The sequence below is a fragment of the Streptomyces genisteinicus genome (assembly GCF_014489615.1).
Taxonomy (GTDB): Bacteria; Actinomycetota; Actinomycetes; order Streptomycetales; family Streptomycetaceae; genus Streptomyces; species Streptomyces genisteinicus.
Genome location: NZ_CP060825.1, coordinates 5,577,792 through 5,597,910, shown reverse-complemented (window position 1 = coordinate 5,597,910; position 20,119 = coordinate 5,577,792). Strand labels below are relative to the sequence as shown.

The window sequence follows — 20,119 nt, the reverse complement described above, 5'->3', positions numbered from 1 at the left end:
GTCAGGCGTCCTTCAGGGTGCGGTCGAGCCTCAGCGCCTCGAAGACGGGCGCGTCGGAGAATCGGAACAGGTCGAGGGCGCCGGAGTCGGAGTCGGACGCACCGGCCTCGGACCTCACGGAGAACGGCTCCCAGGACGGGACGACGAACAGGTCGCCGCGCGCGACCGTCCAGGACCTGTCGCCGACGGTGACCACGCCGGAGCCGTCGAAGACCTGGTGGACGGAGGAACCGGTCTCGCGCACCGGTGCGGTCTCGGCGCCGCGGGCGACGCGGTGGAACTCGGCGCGGATCGTCGGCAGGACGTCGGAGCCGTCGTGGGGATTGCTGTAGCGCACCGCCGCGTGACCGGGCCCGACGGTGCCGCCGTAACCCTCCCTCTCCAGCAGCAGCTGGTCGCGCAGGGCCGCGTCCGTGTACTCCCACTTGTACGACAGCAGGGGGCTGCCGGGCGTGGCGGGCGCAGCCGACAGCGGGCGCAGACCGGGGTGGCCCCACAGCCGCTCGGAGCGGGACCGCTCGGGGGTGATCCGCTCGGTGTCGCCGATCCCGTCGCGGCCGAACTCGAAGAACTGCGCCTCGGTGAGGTACTGGAACGGGATGTCCAGGCCGTCGATCCAGGCCATCGGCTCGCTGGTGGCGTTGTGGTGGGCGTGCCAGTTCCAGCCTGCCTGCGGGAGGAAGTCGCCGCGGTTCATCGGCACGGGGTCGCCGCCGACGACCGTCCACACACCCGAGCCCTCGACGACGAAACGGAAGGCGTGCTGGGTGTGGCGGTGCTCGGGGGCGTCCTCGCCCGGCATGAGGTACTGGATGGCGGCCCACAGCGTCGGCGTGGCGAAGGGCCTGCCGCCGAGGGACGGGTTGGCCAGCGCGATCGCGCGGCGCTCCCCGCCCCGCCCGACCGGTACGGCGTCGCCGGCCTGTGCGGCGAGCTCGCGCAGCCGCTCCCAGCGCCACAGGTGCGGCACGGCGCGCGAGCGCGGGTGGGCGGGCATCAGGTCACCGATCTCGGTCCACAGCGGGACGAGCAGTTCCCGCTCGAAGCCCCGGTACAGCTCCTCGAGCGCCGGGGTGACCTCGGGCTGCCCCTCGGCGGCGACGGCCTGGAGCCGCACCGGGGAGCCCGTGGCGATGTCTGGGGTGAGGGAGGACTCAGTCACGGAGCCAGCGTGCACGGCGTCTGCTGACAGAACATGTAGATTCTGCACAGCAGAATTCGGGAGCACGCCATGGACAAGCCGCTGAAGTCGCCGCCGCCCTACCCCATCGCCAGCGTGGACCACGCGCTGCGCACCGCGACCATCCTGCAGCTGGAGGGCGGGGCGACCGTGGCACAGCTCGCGGAGCGCCTGGGTGTCGCCCGGTCCACGGCCCACCGCGTCCTGGCGATGCTCGTCTACCGGGACTTCGCCGTGCGGGGCGAGGACCGCGTCTACCGCGCGGGCCCGGTGCTGGAGCTGGCCGCCCACTCCCAGTCGCTCGTGTCACGGCTGCGCACGGCGGCCCTTCCCCACCTGCACCGGGTCGTCGACCTCCTCGACGAGACCACGAACCTGATCGTGCGCACCGGGGACACGGTGCGGTTCGTCGCCGGCGTCGAATGCCGGCAGGCCCTTCGGGTCGGCTCCCGTGAGGGGATGGTCTTCCCCGCCCACCGCACCACGGCGGGACTTCTCCTCCTCGCCGAACTGCCGGACGAGGAGCTGGAGCAGGTCTACGCCCCCGAGCGCTACCGCGACCGCCCGGCCGACCGCCCCGACCTCGCACAGCTGCGCACCGAGCTCAGGCGCTCGCGCCGCAGCGGTTTCGCCGTCAACCGCGAGCGGTCCGAACGCGGTCTCGTCGCCGTCGGCGTCCTGGTACGCGACCGGGACGGCACCGCGCTGGCCGGTCTCTCCGTCTCGATGCCCAGCCTGCGCTACGACCCGCAGCGCCTGCGCTCCCTGGTCGCCACGCTCGAGGCAGCGGCGCACTCCCTCGAAGAGGACCTGGCCGGCCGGCCGTAGCCCCACCATTCCTTACGTCAAGGTTGCATTCATTATTTCCTGCACGTTTCATTGACGCGCCGTAAAGCCAAGTGTCATCCTCCTCGGCACCGCGCAGGACGCGCGCCGCGCCCCCTCTCCCCCACCGCGTGCGCGGAGCCGAGCGCTTCCACACTTCGAGGTCCCCCTCCGCAGGCGACCCGAAGTCCCCAGCCAGGGAGAACAAGCGATGACACTCACCAACGGGACGACGACGTCCCCGGGCCCCACCGCGGGGGCCGCCCGGACGCCGGGCTACGCGGGCACACTGGCTGCCGCCTGCGGCGCGGTCTTCGTGGCCCAGGTCGCGAACGCACTGCCGGCCTCGCTGAACGGACTCTTCCAGCAGGACCTGAACACCCACGGCTCACAACTCACCTGGATCACCGCCGCGTTCATGATCGCGGTGGTGTGTTTCGAGTTCACTTTCGGTGTCCTCGGCGACCTGTTCGGACGCCGCAGGCTCGTCCTCGCGGGCACCGCCCTGATCGCCGTCGGCAGCACCGTCGCCGCACTCGCCCCGACCGTCCAGGTGCTCTGGCTCGGCGCCGCCCTGAACGGACTCGGCGCCGGGGCCATGTTCCCCGGATCGCTCACCGCGCTCACCGCGTTCACCCGCGACGCACGGCAGCGGGCGCACGCCGTCGCCGTCTGGAGCGGGTTCCTGTCCGCCGGCGCCGCCGTGTCCCCCCTGCTCGGCGGCGTGTTCGCCAGGATCGGGACGTGGCGCGGCTCCTTCTGGGTGCTCGTCGGCCTCGCCGTGATCAGCATGGTGCTCACCAAGGCCCTGGCGAAGGAGTCGAAGGCACCTGAAGGCCGCACACTGGACGTGGCCGGCCAGCTCACCTTCGCGCCGGGCCTCGTCCTGGTGCTGTACGGCACCGTCGAGGGCCCCGAGTCGGGCTGGACGACCCTGCCCGTCGTCCTCTCGCTCTGCCTCGGCGCGATGTTCCTCGCGGCGTTCGTCGTGGTGGAACTGCGGGCCAAGTCCCCCATCCTCGACCTGCGGCTGTTCCGCAACCGGGCCTTCGCCGTCTCGTCCGTCGCCGCGGTCGTCGGCATGCTCGCCTTCCTCGGCGCCTGCTTCGCGACGAGCATGTGGCTGGGGCCGGTGCAGCACCAGGACCCGATGCGGGTGGCACTGCCGTTCCTGCTCCTCCAGGGGCCGGCCTTCCTGCTCATCCCCGTCGTCTCCCGGCTGCTGCACCGGGTGGCCCCGTCCTGGCTGCTGTCCTCGGGATTCGTCCTGATGGCGGCCGGCTGCCTGCTGTGCTCCCGGCTGGACGTGACCGACCCGCGGCTCGGCGCGTTCGTGGCACCCGCCCTGCTGATCGGCGCCGGATTCGCCCTGACCGTCAGCTCCGTGACGGCCGTGGCACTGGGCAGCGTGCCCCCGCACCTGGCGGGCATGGCCAGCGCCACCACCAACATGCTGCGCGACCTCGGGTTCGCCCTCGGCCCGGTCGTCGTCGGCGCCGTAGCCCTCGGCGGCGCGGGGTCGGCGTTCGCCGCGAACCTCGCCGGCACCCCGCTGCCGGCCGCCGAGGCCGCGGCAGCCCACGAGATCGCCGCGGCCGGCGGCCCCCTCGCCGTGAACAGCCTGCCGCCGGGCGCTCCCGGGTCCGCTGCGCACGGCCTGGCCCTGGACGCCCTGGGCAGCGGCTTCAGCACCGCGTTCCTGGTGTGCGCCGCCGCGGCCGCCGTCGCAGCGGTGCTCACCGCCATCGGCATGACCGGCCTCCGCACCGGCGAACCGGCCGCACCCGGGGCGCCCGGCCACCCCGCCCGGACGCAGCCCACCGCCGACGCCCGCCCCTGAACCCCCGCGCCCGCCGGCCGTCACCCGGGCGCGCCGCACCCTTCGCCCACACCTGATGACGCATCAGGTATGGCGCGGGGTGCGGCCGTTGGCGGGCTGCTGCGACACGGTCCGAACGGCGACGCAGACGCTATGCGTCCCCTGGCCCGTACCGCCCCTCCGTCATACCTCCTTGGGGACACCGGATTCCGGCACGTCGGCCCAACTGACCGACGGGCGCGTGCGGTTAGGGACACTGCACTCGCAGGGCAGGCCACGTGTCGGACGTGAAGGACCCTCCGGACAACTTCTCGGAGGTCTCCTGGTCCTTCACCCAGATTCCTCGGCACAGCTCCCCCTCGGCGAGATCGCTGTACAGGGTCACGGTGGCCCACTTGGGGCCCTCGATGGTGTCGGCGTAGTCCCGGATCGCCTGTTCCGCCTCGGCTCGGGTGGCATCCGGTTGTTGCAGGTCCGCCGTCCGCATGATGCCGCTGTCCCGCACATCGACAACGGTGTACGCCGGATCGCCGCCGCACGCGGTGAGCGTTGCGAGCAAGCCTGCGGCAATGAGCGTGGTGCGGGTACGCATGGGGTCCTCGTCGTCCGGTGTGGTGGGGTGGTCGAGCTGCAGAGCGATCGACCGTGCTGGTCGGCGCATGGCGATGGGTCCGGCGCACGTGCTGCCCGTCCGCTCCACCGCCGACCCACGGGTCCTGACCTGGAGCGACAAGCCTGGGCCCGTGCAGGAACGCATCCTCTCAGGCACCACACGAACCACGAACGCCGCCCGTGGAGTCTGCCACCGCCCCCCGCGCTCGGCGATCCCGAGCCCCCGCGCCGGGCACCCTGGTGTCGGGGGCTGCCCGGTCAGACCGGGCTGCACCCCTCGATCACGCCAGGTCCCGCTTCACCGCCGGCACGGCAGACCCGATGGAACCGCAGGTCAGGAGCCCTTCGCGACCGGTTCGAGGATGGCCACGCACTCCACGTGGTGCGTCATCGCGAAACATGTGGAACGCAAACGCGTGGAAGTAGCCGCAGGTCAGCACTCCGTGGAGGACATTCTGGTCAAAGCGCTTGCGTGCGTTACGTGCACTGTGTGCGTTGCGTGCGGCTTCTTGACGCACGAGGCACCCAGCGTGCCATTCAAACATTGGACCCCAGGCAGTCCCTCACGAAACCAGTCCGCCCATCGCACTCCAGCGGCCGTTAGGCGGCAGCTGCTGCCCAGGGCGGCACGACTGCACAGATGAGGCCGCGGCCCTGGCCCCGCACCCGACGCCCGGGTCCTGCTCGATACCCACCCCATCCACGCGAGCGCCGTCGTCGCCACCGTCACCGACCAGATCGCCGCGTCGTCTCCCAGCTGACCGAACGGTACGAACAGCCGCCCGACCGCCCGCCGGCGCTCAACACGGACGCCACCGGACCCGCCTACGTGCACGACGCAACCTCGTCGACAACGCCACCCGCCATGCCACAAGCCGCGTCCAGGTCACCGTCCGGACCCAGGACCAGCACGTCATCCTGTCCGTCCACGGTGCCGGGCCGGGCGTACCCGCCGAGAACGCCGAACGCGTCCTCGAACGCTTCGTCCGGCTCGTCGACGCCCGCTCCCGCGACCGCGGGGGCACCGGGCTGGGCCTGCCCATCGCACGCGAACTCGCCCACCGCCAAGGCACCCTTGTCTTCGCCCCCTCCGACACCGGCGCATGCTTCCAACTGCGTCTTCCTCACCCGCCTCCCCGGGCCAAGGGCGAGCGCTGAGCCGCGGGCGAAGGTGCGCTCCATCTCGGGAATAGCTTTCGGGGAGTTCCTGTCTCCCGCTCTGTCACCGAATCGGACAAGATCCAGAGTTGTCTTGGGGTCAGTCAGGCTCGCTCGGACTACCAAGCCTGCAGATTGCCGATCCGAAAGCGGGCATCGCCGGGAAGCCAATTCCTGGGAGTCTTGGTCGTCCAGCACGCTTTGGGCCATACCCGCGGATAGGGTGGGCGGCCCGGGAGCGAGGAGGAAGACCATGGCGCTGACCACGTCACTGGCCGGCAGGGTCCGGAACACGAGCCTGCCGAAAAGTCATGCCCTGCTGCCGCTCCTGGAGGCCGTCGTCAACGCGATCCAGGCAATCGACGCGCGGTTCGGTGACGATACCGAGTCCGGTCGTCTGAGGATCAGGATCCACCGCAGCCCACAGGAAGCACTCGACTTCAGCCACGTCGGCCCGGGGCGTGCAGCCCTGAAACCCATTGTTGGCTTCACCGTCGAGGACAACGGGGTGGGCTTCACTCCGGAGAACATGACATCGTTCGAGACCTTGGACAGCGACCACAAGGCCGACATGGGCTGCCGCGGCGTGGGGCGCCTGCTCTGGCTGAAGGCGTTCGACAGGGTAACGATTCGCAGCGCCTACGAGGACGAAGCCGGACGCATCGACGGGCGGCAATTCCGCTTCTCCGTCCACGGAGAGGTCGAGTTGGACCCGGAGGCAGAACTGCCCGCCGAGGTCGGCGCGGCCGTGAGCCTCGATGGGTTCAAGAAGCCCTACCAGCAGAGCGGGCTGAAGTCTGTAGAAGCCATCGCCCGTGAGGTATTCGAGCACTGCATCTGGTACTTCCTACGCCCCGGCGGCGCGCCCCACATCATGGTGTCCGACGACGACGGGGCGGTCTCGCTCAACAGCCTCATGAACGACTTCGTCTATTCCGACCTGCAAAGGACTTCGATAGACGTCAAGGGCGAGAGGTTCGACATGGTAAGCCTCCGACTGAAGTCCTCGCCGCGGAATCACGCGCCACGGCTGTACTGGTGCGCTGCGAACCGTGTGGTGCTGGAGGAAAACCTCACCAGCAAGGTGCCCGGACTCTATGGGAGGCTCAAGGACTCGGAGTCCTCCCCGTTCACGTACGTCTGTTATTTGTCCTCAGACTTCCTGGACAGCCACGTGCGCGCCGACCGTACGGCCTTCGACATCAGCGAACAGGCACCGGACACCCCTCTAATCGAGGACGTGTCGATGGACGACATCAGGGAGAGCGCGCTCAAGGAAGTCGAGCGAATCCTCGCCGGACCACTCAGCGCAGCGCGCGAGGAGGGCAAGGCCCGAGTCCACGAATTCGTCAGCAACCGTGCCCCGCGGTACCGGCCCGTACTTTCGCGACTGGAACCGCTCGGCGTGACCGTGGACCCGTCCATCAAGGACCAGGAACTGGAACTGCTGCTCCACAGCAACCTCCAGAAGCTCGAAGCGTCCGCGCTCGCCGAGGGCCACGCGGTCCTGAGCCAAGGAAATTCCGCCCCGCCAGAGGGGTACGACGACCGGTTGGCCCGGTACCTGAATACGGTGACCGACATCAACCAGTCCGATCTGGCCGCCTACGTCTCACGTCGACGGGCGATCCTCGACGTGCTCCAGCGGCTGGTCGAGGTGGACGGCCAAGGCAGGTACAGCAGAGAGGATGCGATCCACTCGCTGCTGATGCCGATGCGGACCGACTCTAATGAGGTCGGCACCGATGCCTCGAACCTGTGGATCATCGACGAGCGGCTCGCGTTCCACGACTACCTCGCCTCGGACAAAACCCTCAAAAGCATGCCGATAACGGGTTCCGATTCGACGAGGGAGCCCGACCTGCTCGCGACCCGGCTCGTCGGCTCGCCGGTCCTGGCCTCGGAGGGGCAATCGCTGCCGCTGCCGTCCATCGTCGTGGTCGAAGTCAAGCGGCCGATGCGCAATGACGCCTCGGAGGACAAGGACCCCATCCAGCAGTGCCTGGACTACGTCAAGCGTGTGCGCGCCGGCGGAGTGAAGACCGCGCTCGGGCGGCCGATTCCCCCTACACGTGAAGCACCTGCCTTCTGCTACGTCCTCGCCGATCTGACGAAGACGATGGTGGACAGATGCGAGTACGCGACTCTGCGGCCCACGCACGACGGCATGGGCTACTTCGGCTTCAACGAACCGCTCAAGGCATACATCGAAGTGGTGAGCTTCGACCGCCTCGTCAACGCCGCTACCGAACGCAACCGGGCGTTTTTCGACAAACTCGGGCTCCCCTCCAGTTGATCAGCCAATGTGGCCCTCCCCTTGGGTGTCGGTTTCAGCCAGTGTTGTTGCCATGGGCAGCGAAGGCAGCCTCCGCGGCCAGCTCATGCAGGACGCTCCCTCGTCGGAGGAGACCAGATGTCTTCCTCGTCCCAGTAGCAGCGCATCCATCTGGTCACCAGGCCATGGTGCCGGGCCAGATGCGCCGCCCTACTCCGCTCTGTCTCATGACTGGGCGATGAATCCTGCCGATCGGTCGAGCTGGAAAGGAGAACCGACCCGGGTTGGATCCCAGCCTTGATCTCGTGCCTCTCGAATGCTGGCAGCAACGTGAGCCGGACGAATGGGCTCCGTCTCGACGCCCACCCAGTTGCTGGGATGGGCCTGACCGCTGTTGACGATCAAGGTCGTGCCCGGCTGGTTGCCGCTGGCCGCTTCAACCGCATAGGTCAGCGGTGTCCAGCAGAGGCCCTGCATGTAGGAGGGCTTCCTGCGGATCCGCCAGCGGTACTCGATCCCGTCAACGGTTACGCGCCGGGAACCCTTCCTGTTCAGCGCCATCTTCACCTCCTCCGCTGTGGGACTCTGCTCTATCGCCGCGGGCGCGAAAAGCAGGTTACGCGCAGAACGTACCGAACGTTGTCGCTGACAAGCGCCTCCGGGACTACGGATCGGTTGATCAGCCCATAATCGGAGTCAGTGCCGAGCGACCCGGCACATCGCACCCGCCCCGGGTGCGCTCACCGCGATCGGAGAGCATCTTGAAGAACAGCCCGTTGTGGCGAGTGGTTGACAACGAGAGTGGTAGCCAGTCCCTCGTCAGCACGCCCTCCGAGGCAGTCGCGTTCGTCAACAGCCGGTTCGACACCGATGACGACGACGAGCCGTTCAGCATCACCGAGGTCGGTCCTCTCCTTCCGAAGCCGCTCAGGGTCATCACCGCATGGGCCGCCGAGAAGGACGGCGAGCGAACCGATGGGCGTACTGCCCCGATCACCATCAGGCCGGTTGTGACGGACAACGCCGGCGAGTGCGATGCCGTAGTGCTCTGGCGCGACGTGTACGTCTCCTGGGACCACGACATGTACACCGTCGAGGAGCCGGACAGCTCCGAGTACAGCGAGGCTTACAGCGCTGCCGAGTTGATCGCGATCCTCGACGAGTACGCCGACGACTACGAGCACGCGCCTGAAGGGCCCGACAGCCACAGGTGGCCGAAACCGGAAGAGTTGATTCCCTACGGCGCCCAGGAGTGCGCCAAGCGGTTCGGGCATCTCGACGACGACGCGCTGCTGTGGCTCGCTGCCACCCGCATCACGCTCGCGGTGTGGCGCAACACACCCATCGAGAACTGGCATGCCGGGAAGAGTCCGCTACACGACGGCACAATGATGCGGATCAACACGGCAACCACCCGACTCGTGCGCTCGCTGCTGTCGTTCGACCATGTCGACTGGATCGGTCTCGGTCTCACGATCATCAACCCGTCCCGGGTTCTACCGACCGGGCAGTCTGTTCTCGAGCTCGGGCTGGCCTGCCACAATCCTGACGATCCGGCGCACGAGGCTGATCCGCGCGAAGAACTCGCGGAGATGGCACAGGACGCGATCGCTTGGGGGCGGGCGTACTGCCTTCGCGAGAAGACGTTCGGCCTGCGAACCCTGATCGCATTCTTCTGCGCGTCCGACAACGGCTGGTTTGGAACACCGAGTTGGGGGCGCGTCGTCGATCGGTTCACTACGGCTGTCGACGACCGGGAGAATGCGCGCTGGAACGTGCACCGAGACAAGCTTTGGTTCGACGAGTGGTTCACCAACCGCCCAGCCGACATCGCGGACACCACGGAACTCCGTCGGCTGCTCCATGCCGGGCCCGACCTGCTGTCCGAGGAGGCCGCCGAATGGTGCGTGGATGGTGGCATCGGCTACGTCTGCGGGGACGACCACGCGAACGGCTGCTGGCGGTGCGGCATCCCGCTGGCAACGGAGTCCCCCGACGAGTGAACGTGGGCACTGGCACGCTTTCTTGAAGTGGTAGCCGTAGGTGGACGCGGTGGGCGTCGTGCTCTTGCCGTGGGAACGCGGGGAGAAGAAGGCTTCAAGCCTGCGCTGCTTGCCCCTCTGCCCGATGAAGATCACGGGCACCGGCTTTCATATCGACAGATGAGCCTCCATCTCCTGATCAACAAAGAGGGCAGTCAGGACGTCGCGATATTCACCCTCCGTCCGATTCTTAAGCGGCACGAAGACCGTGCGGCAGTCCGCACGGTGGGCCATGGCGCTGACCTGCCAACGGATCCTGACGAATCCGGACCGTCGACATTCGGTGGAGAAGGCGAGGGCCTCGCTTGGACGCTGGCCAGTACCTGCCTGCAGATAGACCGCGAGCCGGTAATGCGGCGATATATGCGCGCAATGACGCGCTGACTACCAGGGCCTGCGCGTCGGTGTCTTCGCGGTGGGTCGACGGCCAAGATCAACGGCCGGGAGGCGGGCAGCAGCGGGGTCGTCCGCCGCCTCGAGCGTCTCGGGGCCCGCCCGTTGCGCCCAGGGGAGGAACCGGCTCGCTGGCTGGCCGAGATCCTGCCGGCATCGGCGTGCCCGCGCAGCTCGTCACCCCGGAATCCTGCGGTTCTGCAGACAGTTCCGACGTGTTGCCACTCCCTGACGCCGCTACCAGGATGCCCACGCCGCAACGCCCCTGCCCGGTACACATCCAGGGAGGGTAGTGAGACGGTGCCCGGCCATCTGTGGCACGGGCCCGTGTATCTCGGTGTCGTCATTCGAAAGGGCCGAAGTCCGGCGAGGAGGCAACACGACTGGCCCTGAGCACCTGGGCAAGGGTCGAGAGCGCTTCGAAGACACCAAGGACCTCGCCGAGGAACTCGAGATACGTCATCCCGGAGGGGCTCTCATCGCTGACGACGCGGCCTGTCTGAAGGTCGTGATGTGCTGTCGCGTGCCCGATCGTGTTCCGGCGACGGTTGTTGAGCAAGCTCTCGAATGGCTCCCAACCCGGCACCTGTGCCACATATGCGATCTTGAAGGCATTCGGCAACTTGTCGAACTTGTCGAGGTTTCTGGGGCGCTTGTTCTCGGGTACGCGGTCGGGGTGGGCGGCTCCGAAGTCGTCCGGGCTTCCGCGCTTCACCGTGTTCTGTGCTGCAACAAGCGGCCACAGGCACTTGCAGGCGAGCTCGAATCCGTGCTGGTAAAGGTCCCTCACCATCGAGAACTCGTCGCGGTAGAGGACAAGGTCGTCGAAGGCATTATTGCCGCCCGGGCCGAAGAACCTCCCCAGGAGCCCCATCTCCCAGGACTCGTGATGTTCTACGAAACGGTTGAGCTCGGTGAAGACATCTCGTTCCAGAGCCGCCGAGGACTGTCCTCGACGCCGGAAGGTCGCGAGGTGATCCTTGTGTCGTTTCATCGCTGCGAAGTGCTTGCGCGAGAAGCGGCCGATCACGTTGGCGCTGGTGGTCCCCGTGGTCCCTGTGATGACCGTCGTCACTGCGCCCATAGCCTGGTAAGCGACGGTCGTCCGCTCATGGCTCGTGCTCGGTTCCCATGCGAGTCCGAGCTGCTGCTGCGCGATGCGAACGAACATCGCAGTGTTGCCCTGGAGGTAGTACTGGAACAACATGCGGACCGTGGGCCATTGATCGCGGCCTGCTTCGAGCGCCGAATGCCGTTCGGACTGGAACTCCGCGAAGGCGTGGTCGCCGAGGGCCTGGAGGAGCGTCATCGTCGGGAAAGACCCCATCGGCGTGAACGTGTCGGCGTCGTAGCGCGACGGCACGAACGGATTGATGGTCACGACGCGTCCGTCAGGCGACTCTGGCGCGGAGTCGCTCAGCACCTCGCACTCGATGGCGATACGGTGGTTTTCGAGCTCAGTGCCCGACATCGAGCCCCGGATCGATAGTCCGCAGTGCGGGCACGGCAGGTAGAAGCGCGTTCCGCGGGTCGGCTCCACACCGAGCCGGGCGTCGAACGCCTCCGCACATCCCGGGCACTTGAGGCAATAGCGGGTGATCATGGTGCCAAGCTAGACGCCGGGAACCAGGGCGGCCAAGCTCTTTCGGTGAAAGCCGCTGCCCGCGAGGTTAATGAGCACAGCGAGCACCGCCTCGTGCTTGATGAGCGTGACCGTGCCGTGCTGCGTAGGGTCTGGTGCAGGAGCGGGTGACAGGTTGAAGTCACGCGGCCTGGAGGGCCGGTGTGGTCACGACGGTCTCGTACTCGATGGGGGTCAGCCGGCCGAGTGTGGCTTGTCGGCGGCGTCGGTGGTAGGTCCGCTCGATCCAGGTCACGATCGCGATCCGTAATTCCTCGCGAGTGGTCCAGCTGCGGCGGTCGAGGACGTTCTTCTGCAGCAGGCTGAAGAAGGACTCCATGGCCGCGTTGTCGCCGGCCGCCCCGACCCTCCCCCTATCGATCCGGCCATCCAGTGCCGGTCGAGGGCCTGGACGAACTTCCTTGATCGAAATTGCGATCCGCGATCGGTGTGCAGGATGCAGCCGTCGACGTCTTCACGCCGGGCCACGGCGTTTTCCAGCGCGGTCACGGCAAGGCGTGACTTCATCCACGTGTCGATGGAGTAGCCCACAATCCTGTTGTCGAAGACATCCTTGATCGCGCAGAGGTACAGCTTCCCCTCACCCGTGGCGTGCTCGGTGATGTCGGCGAGCCACAACCGGTTCGGACCGCTCGCGGTGAAGTTGCGGCTCACGAGATCGTCGTGCACCGGCGGGCCGGCCTTCTTGCCCCGGCTGCGCTTCTCGCCGAACACGCTCCACCAGCGGTTGTCCCGGCAGATCCGCCACGCGGTCCGGTCCGCCATCGCGGCCCCGGCATCGCCTGCCTCGTCGGCCAGGAAGCGGTAGCCGAACTCCGGGTCCTCGCGGTGGGCGTCGAAGAGCGCGTTCGCGCGATAGGCCTGGGTGAGGACGGCGTGGCCCACCGGCTTGTCGAGCCAGCGGTAGCGCACACTCGCTAAAATGGCAGGTCAGCGGCCTTTTTCGATGGGCTCAAGGATCGCCACGCACTCGACATGGTGCGTCATCGGGAACAGGTCGAACGCCCGCAGTGTGCGCGGCTTGTAGCCCGACTCCGCGAAGTAGGCGATGTCGCGCGCCAGCGCCGCCGGGTCGCAGGCGACGTAGGCGATGCGGCGGGCGCCCAGCCCCGCGAGGTGGCGGACGGTCTGCTTGCCGGCGCCCGCGCGGGGCGGGTCGAGGACGATGAGGTCGACGCCGTCGATGCCGGTGCGCGGCAGGACCGCCTCCACCTTGCCGTGCTCGATGCGGACGCGGTCGAAGTGCTGGAGGTTGTGGCGGGCGTCCTCCACCGCGCGCTTGCTCGTCTCGATGCCGAGCACCGCGCCCTTGTCGCCGACGCGGTCGGCGAGGGCGCCCGCGAAGAGGCCGACGCCGCAGTAGAGGTCGAGGGCCATGTCGCCCTTGCGGGGCAGCAGGCCCTGCATCACGGCGCGCATCAGGGTGTCGGCGGCCTGCGGATGGACCTGCCAGAAGCCGCCGTTGCCGACCCGGTGGGTGCGCTCGTCGGCGCGTTCGCGGACGAAGGCGCGGCCGTGGACGCGGTGGACGCCGCCGTCCCTCTCGTCGACGCGGAGCACGGAGACGGGCTTGTCGAGTTCGACGAGCGGGAGCCTGGCGCCGGGGCGCGGGGTCAGGATGACCTGGCGGTCGCCGGAGCCGGAGGCGGCGATGGCCTCGACGGTCTCCATGCCCTCCCAGAGGCGTTCCTCGATGCCGAGCTCGCTGACGCCCTCCGCGGCGATCATGCAGTGCTCGATCGGCTCGACCTCGTGGGAGCGGTGGCGGCGCAGGCCGACGTGGCCGGCCTCGTCGATCGCGTACTGGACGCGGGTGCGCCACTGCGGGACCTGGCCGGCCGGCAGCTTGTCGCCCTCGGCCGGCATGACGGTGCCGTCCCAGCCGGCATCCTCGGGGGTGAGGCCGGCGAGCCGCTGGAGCTGTTCGGCGATGACCTCGCCCTTGAAGCGGCGCTGGGCGCCGGGCTTGGCGTGCTGCCAGTCGCAGCCGCCGCACCGGCCCGGACCGGAGAACGGGCAGGGGGCCTCCACCCGGTCCTTGGACGCCTCGATGATCGTGACGGCGTCGGCGCGCAGGAAGCGGGAGCCCTCGTCGCCCTCGGTGACGCGGGCGACGACCTTCTCGCCGGGCAGCGTGTGCCGGACGAACAGGACGCGGCCCTCGTCGGTGCGGGCGATGCAGTGACCGCCGTGCGCGACGGGCCCGACCTCGACCTCGTACTCCTCCCCGACCAGCGACGGCGACGTCTCGGGTGCGTTCTGCATGAGGGGGTGACTCCAGTGATCGGGGGCGGCCGCGGGCGGTGCGGGTCGTGGGGACGACCCCCGCGCGGACAACGACCCACCAGTCTACGTCCGCCCCGGCGTGCTTCCGACCGGGCGGGGCCGGGGCGCACCGGGCAGGACCGGGGCGGAGCGGTCACGCGCACCGCGACGCGGCCGGCCCCCGCGTCAGCCCTTGCCGCTGTGCTCCTTGTGCTTGCGGTCGACGGGTCCCCGCCGCACCGCCCCGGGCGCGTTCCACTCGGCGCGCTTGCGGGCCCGCTTCCTGGCGGCCTCGGAGGATTCGAGCTGGTAGGGCACCGAGGTCACCATCACACCCGCGGTGAACAGCAGGCGGCCCTTGAGGCGCAGCGCGCTCTGGTTGTGGAGGAGGTGCTCGTACCAGTGGCCGACGACGTACTCGGGGATGATCACGCTGACCGCGTCGCGGGGGCTCTCGCGGCGCAGGCCCTTCACGTAGTCGATGATCGGCCGGGTGATCTCGCGGTAGGGCGAGTCGAGGATCTTCAGCGGGACGTTGATCCCGCGCCGCTCCCATTCGTCGCGCAGCGCCTTGGTCTCCGCCGGGTCGACGTTGATGCTGACGGCCTCCAGCTTGTCGGAGCGCATCAGCTGGGCGTACGACAGGGCGCGCAGGGTGGGCCGGTGGACCTTGGAGACGAGGACGATCGAGTGGACCCGGGAGGGGCGCACGGTGTCGTCGCTGGGTTCGTCCGGGGCGGCGATCTCCTCGGCGACCCGGTCGTAGTGGCGGCGGATCGCGGTCATGGTGCCGAAGAAGACGACCATGCCGAGCAGGGCGACCCAGGCGCCGTGGGTGAACTTGGTCGCGAGGACGACCACCAGCACCAGGCCGGTGAAGAAGGCGCCGAAGGTGTTGATCGCGCGGGAGCGGATCATGTGGCGGCGCCTGGCCTTGTCGCGTTCGGTGCGCAGGTGCCGGTTCCAGTGCCGGACCATGCCGGTCTGGCTGAGGGTGAAGGAGACGAAGACGCCGACGATGTAGAGCTGGATGAGCTTGGTGGAGTCGGCTCCGTAGGCCCACACCAGCAGGATGGCGGCTCCGGACAGGAGCACGATGCCGTTGGAGAAGGCGAGCCGGTCGCCGCGGGTGTGGAGCTGGCGCGGCAGGTAGCGGTCCTGGGCCAGGATCGAGCCGAGCAGCGGGAAGCCGTTGTAGGCGGTGTTCGCGGCGAGGAACAGCACCAGCGCGGTGGCGGCGGCGAGCAGCACGAAGAAGAAGGTGCCGTCGCCGAAGACGGCTGCCGCGACCTGGGAGATCACCGGGTGCTGGACGTAGCCGGAGCCCACCGGCACACCGTTGTCGATGAGGTCCTTCGCCGGGTTCTCGGCCATCTTGACGTCGGTGGCCATGGCGAGGCCGATGATGCCGCAGAACATGGTGACGGCGAGGGTGCCCATCAGCAGCAGGGTGGTGGCGGCGTTGCGGCTCTTGGGCTTGCGGAAGGCGGGGACGCCGTTGCTGATGGCCTCGACGCCGGTGAGCGCGGCGCATCCGGAGGAGAAGGCGCGCAGCAGCAGGAAGAAGAGCGCGAAGCCGGCGAGGCCGCCGTGTTCCGGCTTGATCTCGTAGTCGGCGGTCGGGGCGCGCATGGTCTCGTCGAGGACGAGGCCCTGGTACGCGCCCCAGATGATCATGGTGAAGACGCCGAAGACGAAGACGTACGTGGGGATGGCGAAGAGCTTGCCGGATTCCTTGACGCCGCGCAGGTTCATCAGCGTCAGGAGCACGATTATCACGATGGCGCTGAACACCTTGTGCTCGACCACGAACGGCACGGCCGAGCCGAGGTTCTCCACACCGGAGGAGATCGACACGGCGACGGTCAGCACGTAGTCGACGAGCAGGGCGCTGGCGACGGTGAGTCCGGCCTTGGGGCCGAGGTTGGTGGTGGCGACCTCGTAGTCGCCGCCGCCGCTGGGGTAGGCGTGGACGTTCTGGCGGTACGAGGCGACGACGGTGAACATCAGCACGACGACCGCGGCGGCGATCCAGGGGCTGAAGTGGTAGGCCGACAGACCTGCGATGGACAGGACCAGCAGTACTTCGCCCGGTGCGTACGCCACGGAGGAGAGCGGGTCGGAGGCGAAGACGGGGAGCGCGATGCGCTTCGGGAGGAGGGTCTCCCCGAGCCTGTCGCTGCGCAGCGCCCGGCCGATCAGAATCCGTTTGGGCAGGTCGGTCAGTTTGGACACGCAGAGGATCGTAAGGGTTCGAAAAGCGCCGACCCCACTCACCATGCGGGCCTTAACGGAATCCTGTTACGTCTTAGCGGAATGTCATCTCGCCATGACACTGAGGTCCACGGTATGACCGCGCGTCGTCGGTCCGGGCCCGGGTCTGAGATCCTGAGGGGTCTTGACAGCGAGACGAGACCTCAGAGACAGAGCCGGAAGGACGGTCGTGCACATCGTCATCATGGGATGCGGGCGAGTGGGAGCCGCTCTCGCGCAGACCCTGGAGCAGCAGGGGCACACGGTCGCCGTCGTCGACCAGGACCCCACGGCCTTCCGCCGCCTGGGATCGGGGTTCGGCGGCCGCCGGGTGACCGGTGTCGGCTTCGACCAGGACACCCTGCGCGAGGCGGGCATCGAGGAGGCCGGCGCGTTCGCGGCGGTCAGCAGCGGTGACAACTCGAACATCATCGCGGCCCGGGTGGCGCGCGAGATGTTCGGCATCGAGAACGTCGCCGCACGCATCTACGACCCGCGCCGCGCCGAGGTGTACCAGCGCCTCGGCATCCCCACGGTCGCGACGGTCCGCTGGACCGCCGACCAGATGCTGCGGCGCCTGCTGCCGTCGGGCGCGGAGTCGCTGTGGCGGGATCCGAGCGGCACGGTCGAGCTCGCGGAGGTGCACACCTCCCCCGCGTGGATCGGCCACAAGATCAGCCGGCTCCAGGAGGAGACGGGCGTGCGGGTCGCGTTCCTCACCCGGTTGGGCGAAGCGGTCCTGCCGACGTCGCAGACCGTGCTCCAAGAGGGCGACTTCGTGCACGTGATGCTGCGGAGCGACGAGATCGGGAAGGTCGAGGCGGCGTTCGCCGAGGGCCCCGAGGAGGGCGGTCACTGATGCGGGTCGCTATTGCGGGCGCCGGCGCCGTGGGGCGTTCCATCGCCGCCGAGCTGCTGGAGAACGGGCACGAGGTGCTCCTGATCGACAAGGCGCCGACCGCCATCTCGGTGGAGCGGGTGCCGCAGGCCGAGTGGCTGCTGGCCGACGCGTGCGAGATCACCTCGCTCGACGAGGCCGCGCTGCAGCGGTGCAACGTGGTGATCGCGGCGACCGGCGACGACAAGGTCAACCTGGTCGTGTCGCTGCTCGCGAAGACCGAGTACGGGGTGCCGCGGGTGGTCTCCCGGGTGAACAACCCGAAGAACGAGTGGCTGTTCAACGAGTCCTGGGGCGTGGACGTCGCCGTCTCGACGCCGCGGCTGATGTCGGCGCTGGTCGAGGAGGCGGTGAGCGTCGGCGACCTGGTCCGGCTGCTGCGCTTCAGCCACGGCGACGCCAACCTCGTCGAGCTCACGCTGCCGCCGGAGTCGGCGCTCGCGGGCACCCGGGTCGGAGAGGTGGACTGGCCGCAGGACACCTCGCTGGTCACGATCATCCGCGGATCCCGGGTGCTGACGCCGAGCGTGGAGGAGTCGCTGGAGGCCGGCGACGAGCTGCTGTTCGTCGCCGCCCAGGCCCGGGAGGAGCAGCTGGAGGACCTGCTCTCGGTCCGCCGCGAGTCCTGAGCACCACACCGTGTACGCGCGCAGTGCCCGGAACCGGTACCGGTTCCGGGCACTGCGTGTGTGCTGCGGGGACTGGCCGCGTGCCGCGGGGCCTTTCGGCCCGCGTGCCCTGCGCGTCGCGGACCGTGCACAGCGCCTGCGGGCCCCTCATACGGGCGGGGCGGGCCCGCGCCCACGCACGGAGTCGCCTACGGCACGGTGTCCTGCTGGGCGGCGGCCTTGCGGGCCTCCTCGGCCCGCTCCTCGGCCTCCATCTCGGCGAACACGTCGATCGGCGGCGGCGCCTTGGCCAGGAAGATCCAGGTCAGCCAGACGGCGAGCAGGAACGGCGGGATCTTCAGCGCGACGAGCACCCAGCCGAGCTGGGTGGTGTCGGCCCACCAGTAGAGCGGGAAGAGGATCGCGCACTTGGCGAGGAGGATCAGTCCCCACGCGTAGCTCGCCTTGGTGTACGCCTTCTTGCGGCCGGGATTACGGGTCCGCCAGGAGAGGTTCTCCTTGAAGACCGGACCGAGGATCAGCCCGATCAGGGGGACACCCGCCGCCGCGGTGACCAGGTACGCCGTCGCCAGGCCCAGCGTGTAGAGCATGCCCGGCAGATAGAAGTCCTTGGCCTCGCCGGTCATCATCGCGAAGAGGACGCCGAAGCCGACGCCGAAGACGCCGCTGAAGGCGTGCTTGACGGTGTCCCGGCGGATCAGCCGGACCGCGACCAGCACCAGCGAGATCGCGACCGCGGCGATCGCGGACATCTTCAGGTCTTTGTTGACGGTGTAGATCGTGACGAAGAGCAGGCCCGGCAGGACGGTCTCCACCATGCCGCGCACGCCGCCGAACGCCTCGAACAGCGCCGCCTCCGTGACTGCCTTGGAGTCGGCCGCATGGCCGGGCTGCTGATCGTTGGTCGTGGGGGGCGGCTTGTCGACGGACGTCACCGGCTACTCCTGTCCGAGCGGTCGGAGTTCGTATTTGGGATTGAACAGCACCCGGCGGCCGTGGCTCATCGATATCCGGCCGGAGGCGATCAGACGGCGTCCCGGTTCGATGCCGACGATCGACCGGCGGCCGAGCCAGACGACGTCCAGCGGGGCGGTGCCGTCGAAGAGCTCCGCCTCCAGGGCCGGCACTCCGGCCCGCGGCCGCAGGGTCACCGTGCGCAAGGTACCAGTCACCCGGACGATCGCGCGGTCGTCGCAGTCGCAGATCCGGGTGCACCCGGAGGCCTGGGTGTCCTCCTGGAGCTCCTCCGACTCGATGTCCTGCTGCGAGGACGCGAGCCGGTCGAACATACGGCGGAAGCGGCCGGCCGGTCTGACCGTCCTCTCGTCGCGCGCCGCCTTCTCGGAGCGGGGTGTTGCACTCATACGGAAAGCGTACCGGCCCCCCTCGGGGACGCATCAACGTTCGAAGCGGTAGCCCATGCCCGGCTCGGTGACGAAGTGGCGGGGGTGCGACGGATCGGCCTCCAGCTTGCGGCGCAGCTGCGCCATGTACACGCGCAGATAGTTGGTCTCGGTGCCGTACGAGGGGCCCCAGACCTCCTGGAGGAGCTGCTTCTGGCTGACCAGGCGGCCGCTGTTGCGGACCAGGACCTCCAGCAGGTGCCACTCGGTCGGCGTGAGCCGCACGTCGCGTCCGTCGCGGTGCACCTTCTTCGCGGCGAGGTCGACGGTGAAGGAGGCGGTGTCCACGCTCACCAGGTCGTCGTCACCGCCGCCGACGGGCTCGGCACGGCGTACGGCGGCCCGCAGCCGGGCGAGCAGTTCGTCCATGCCGAAGGGCTTGGTGACGTAGTCGTCGGCGCCGGCGTCGAGTGCCTCCACCTTCTCGTCGGAGGAGTGGCGGGCGGAGAGCACCAGGATGGGCACCCTGGTCCAGCCCCGCAGGCCCCGGATCACCTCGACGCCGTCCATGTCGGGCAGACCGAGGTCCAGCACGACGACGTCGGGGTGGCGGGCCGCGGCGAGTTCGAGCGCGCCGGCGCCGTCGTGGGCCGAGTCCACCTCGTACTTGCGCGCCTTCAGGTTGATCACGAGGGCGCGCACGATCTGCGGCTCGTCGTCGACCACGAGCACCCGGGTCATGACCGGTCCGCCTTTCTGCCGTGCGGATGAGGAAGGAGAAGTGG

The 20,119-nt window shown here is 68.9% G+C and carries 17 protein-coding genes and 1 pseudogene; 8 read left to right on the top strand and 10 right to left on the bottom strand.

The genetic code is table 11. The features are described from left to right. Position 1: 1 nt before the first annotated feature. Entirely contained in the window at positions 2–1,162 is a 1,161-nt protein-coding gene (locus tag IAG43_RS24320) for a cupin domain-containing protein (protein WP_187742814.1), read from the bottom strand. A 69-nt stretch (positions 1,163–1,231) separates the two neighbouring features. Between IAG43_RS24320 and IAG43_RS24315 the strand changes: the two genes are divergently transcribed. Together IAG43_RS24315 and IAG43_RS24310 are read left to right on the top strand one after the other, a co-directional pair. Next, complete coding sequence (locus IAG43_RS24315; protein WP_187742813.1) at positions 1,232–2,008, top strand: IclR family transcriptional regulator; 777 nt, start codon at positions 1,232–1,234, stop codon at positions 2,006–2,008. 208 nt (positions 2,009–2,216) lie between these two features. Continuing rightward, positions 2,217–3,845 (top strand): MFS transporter, encoded by a 1,629-nt coding sequence (locus IAG43_RS24310; RefSeq protein ID WP_187742812.1) that lies wholly within the window; start codon positions 2,217–2,219, stop codon positions 3,843–3,845. A gap of 226 nt (positions 3,846–4,071) precedes the next feature. On the opposite strand, the gene IAG43_RS24305 is transcribed toward IAG43_RS24310, so the two are convergent. Further along, positions 4,072–4,416 (bottom strand): hypothetical protein, encoded by a 345-nt coding sequence (locus IAG43_RS24305; RefSeq protein ID WP_187742811.1) that lies wholly within the window; start codon positions 4,414–4,416, stop codon positions 4,072–4,074. A gap of 563 nt (positions 4,417–4,979) precedes the next feature. Here IAG43_RS24305 and IAG43_RS35230 point away from each other — a divergent pair. Both IAG43_RS35230 and IAG43_RS24295 read left to right on the top strand, forming a co-directional pair. After that, the gene (locus IAG43_RS35230; RefSeq protein WP_187744614.1) at positions 4,980–5,594 is read left to right on the top strand and encodes an ATP-binding protein; all 615 of its coding nucleotides are present in this window, start codon (positions 4,980–4,982) and stop codon (positions 5,592–5,594) included. A 253-nt stretch (positions 5,595–5,847) separates the two neighbouring features. Beyond that, complete coding sequence (locus tag IAG43_RS24295) at positions 5,848–7,890, top strand: ATP-binding protein (RefSeq protein ID WP_069169205.1); 2,043 nt, start codon at positions 5,848–5,850, stop codon at positions 7,888–7,890. A gap of 204 nt (positions 7,891–8,094) precedes the next feature. Here the strand turns inward: IAG43_RS24295 and IAG43_RS24290 are convergent, their stop codons facing one another. After that, positions 8,095–8,430, bottom strand: a complete 336-nt coding sequence (locus IAG43_RS24290) for a hypothetical protein (protein ID WP_079159404.1) — start codon at positions 8,428–8,430, stop codon at positions 8,095–8,097. A 224-nt stretch (positions 8,431–8,654) separates the two neighbouring features. Here IAG43_RS24290 and IAG43_RS24285 point away from each other — a divergent pair, with 224 nt between their 5' ends. Continuing rightward, positions 8,655–9,872: a hypothetical protein gene (locus tag IAG43_RS24285; RefSeq protein ID WP_187742810.1), complete on the top strand. Its 1,218-nt coding sequence runs from the start codon at positions 8,655–8,657 to the stop codon at positions 9,870–9,872. 159 nt (positions 9,873–10,031) lie between these two features. Continuing rightward, a complete protein-coding gene (locus IAG43_RS24280) occupies positions 10,032–10,295 on the top strand; it encodes a hypothetical protein (RefSeq protein WP_187742809.1) in 264 nt (87 codons plus the stop codon). A 352-nt stretch (positions 10,296–10,647) separates the two neighbouring features. On the opposite strand, the gene IAG43_RS24275 is transcribed toward IAG43_RS24280, so the two are convergent. The 4 genes and pseudogenes from IAG43_RS24275 to IAG43_RS24255 form a co-directional block, all read right to left on the bottom strand. Beyond that, positions 10,648–11,907 carry a hypothetical protein gene (locus IAG43_RS24275; protein WP_187742808.1) on the bottom strand — a complete coding sequence of 420 codons (1,260 nt, stop codon included), beginning with the start codon at positions 11,905–11,907 and terminating at the stop codon, positions 10,648–10,650. A 160-nt stretch (positions 11,908–12,067) separates the two neighbouring features. Continuing rightward, a pseudogene (locus tag IAG43_RS24265) lies at positions 12,068–12,852 on the bottom strand (IS3 family transposase); the annotation flags it as partial. A gap of 24 nt (positions 12,853–12,876) precedes the next feature. Beyond that, entirely contained in the window at positions 12,877–14,211 is a 1,335-nt protein-coding gene (locus tag IAG43_RS24260; RefSeq protein WP_187742805.1) for a class I SAM-dependent RNA methyltransferase, read from the bottom strand. Between the two features lie 186 nt (positions 14,212–14,397). Next, positions 14,398–16,446, bottom strand: coding sequence for an APC family permease (locus IAG43_RS24255; RefSeq protein WP_187742804.1), 2,049 nt, complete (start codon positions 16,444–16,446; stop codon positions 14,398–14,400). 208 nt (positions 16,447–16,654) lie between these two features. Between IAG43_RS24255 and IAG43_RS24250 the strand changes: the two genes are divergently transcribed. Beyond that, on the top strand, positions 16,655–17,323 hold the full coding sequence (locus IAG43_RS24250; protein ID WP_187742803.1) for a potassium channel family protein: 669 nt from the start codon (positions 16,655–16,657) through the stop codon (positions 17,321–17,323). Then, positions 17,323–17,991: a potassium channel family protein gene (locus tag IAG43_RS24245; protein ID WP_147988520.1), complete on the top strand. Its 669-nt coding sequence runs from the start codon at positions 17,323–17,325 to the stop codon at positions 17,989–17,991. The genes IAG43_RS24250 and IAG43_RS24245 overlap by 1 nt, the downstream gene beginning before the upstream one ends. 188 nt (positions 17,992–18,179) lie before the next feature. On the opposite strand, the gene IAG43_RS24240 is transcribed toward IAG43_RS24245, so the two are convergent. From IAG43_RS24240 to IAG43_RS24230, 3 genes are read right to left on the bottom strand one after another with little or no spacing between them, the layout of a single operon-like run. Then, positions 18,180–18,926, bottom strand: a complete 747-nt coding sequence (locus IAG43_RS24240) for a DUF3159 domain-containing protein (protein WP_187742802.1) — start codon at positions 18,924–18,926, stop codon at positions 18,180–18,182. A 3-nt stretch (positions 18,927–18,929) separates the two neighbouring features. Further along, entirely contained in the window at positions 18,930–19,355 is a 426-nt protein-coding gene (locus tag IAG43_RS24235) for an OB-fold nucleic acid binding domain-containing protein (RefSeq protein WP_187742801.1), read from the bottom strand. Positions 19,356–19,388: 33 nt separating this feature from the next. Next, positions 19,389–20,075: a response regulator gene (locus tag IAG43_RS24230; RefSeq protein WP_187742800.1), complete on the bottom strand. Its 687-nt coding sequence runs from the start codon at positions 20,073–20,075 to the stop codon at positions 19,389–19,391. Between the last annotated feature and the right edge of the window lie 44 nt (positions 20,076–20,119).

Excerpts from the sequence above, each read along its gene's own strand:
- IAG43_RS24315 (WP_187742813.1), top strand. The coding sequence starts at position 1,232 with ATGGACAAGCCGCTGAAGTCGCCGCCGCCCTACCCCATCGCCAGCGTG.
- IAG43_RS24310 (WP_187742812.1), top strand. The coding sequence starts at position 2,217 with ATGACACTCACCAACGGGACGACGACGTCCCCGGGCCCCACCGCGGGG.
- IAG43_RS24305 (WP_187742811.1), bottom strand. The coding sequence starts at position 4,416 with ATGCGTACCCGCACCACGCTCATTGCCGCAGGCTTGCTCGCAACGCTC.
- IAG43_RS24295 (WP_069169205.1), top strand. The coding sequence starts at position 5,848 with ATGGCGCTGACCACGTCACTGGCCGGCAGGGTCCGGAACACGAGCCTG.
- IAG43_RS24290 (WP_079159404.1), bottom strand. The coding sequence starts at position 8,430 with ATGGCGCTGAACAGGAAGGGTTCCCGGCGCGTAACCGTTGACGGGATC.
- IAG43_RS24280 (WP_187742809.1), top strand. The coding sequence starts at position 10,032 with ATGAGCCTCCATCTCCTGATCAACAAAGAGGGCAGTCAGGACGTCGCG.
- IAG43_RS24275 (WP_187742808.1), bottom strand. The coding sequence starts at position 11,907 with ATGATCACCCGCTATTGCCTCAAGTGCCCGGGATGTGCGGAGGCGTTC.
- IAG43_RS24260 (WP_187742805.1), bottom strand. The coding sequence starts at position 14,211 with ATGCAGAACGCACCCGAGACGTCGCCGTCGCTGGTCGGGGAGGAGTAC.
- IAG43_RS24245 (WP_147988520.1), top strand. The coding sequence starts at position 17,323 with ATGCGGGTCGCTATTGCGGGCGCCGGCGCCGTGGGGCGTTCCATCGCC.
- IAG43_RS24235 (WP_187742801.1), bottom strand. The coding sequence starts at position 19,355 with ATGAGTGCAACACCCCGCTCCGAGAAGGCGGCGCGCGACGAGAGGACG.
- IAG43_RS24230 (WP_187742800.1), bottom strand. The coding sequence starts at position 20,075 with ATGACCCGGGTGCTCGTGGTCGACGACGAGCCGCAGATCGTGCGCGCC.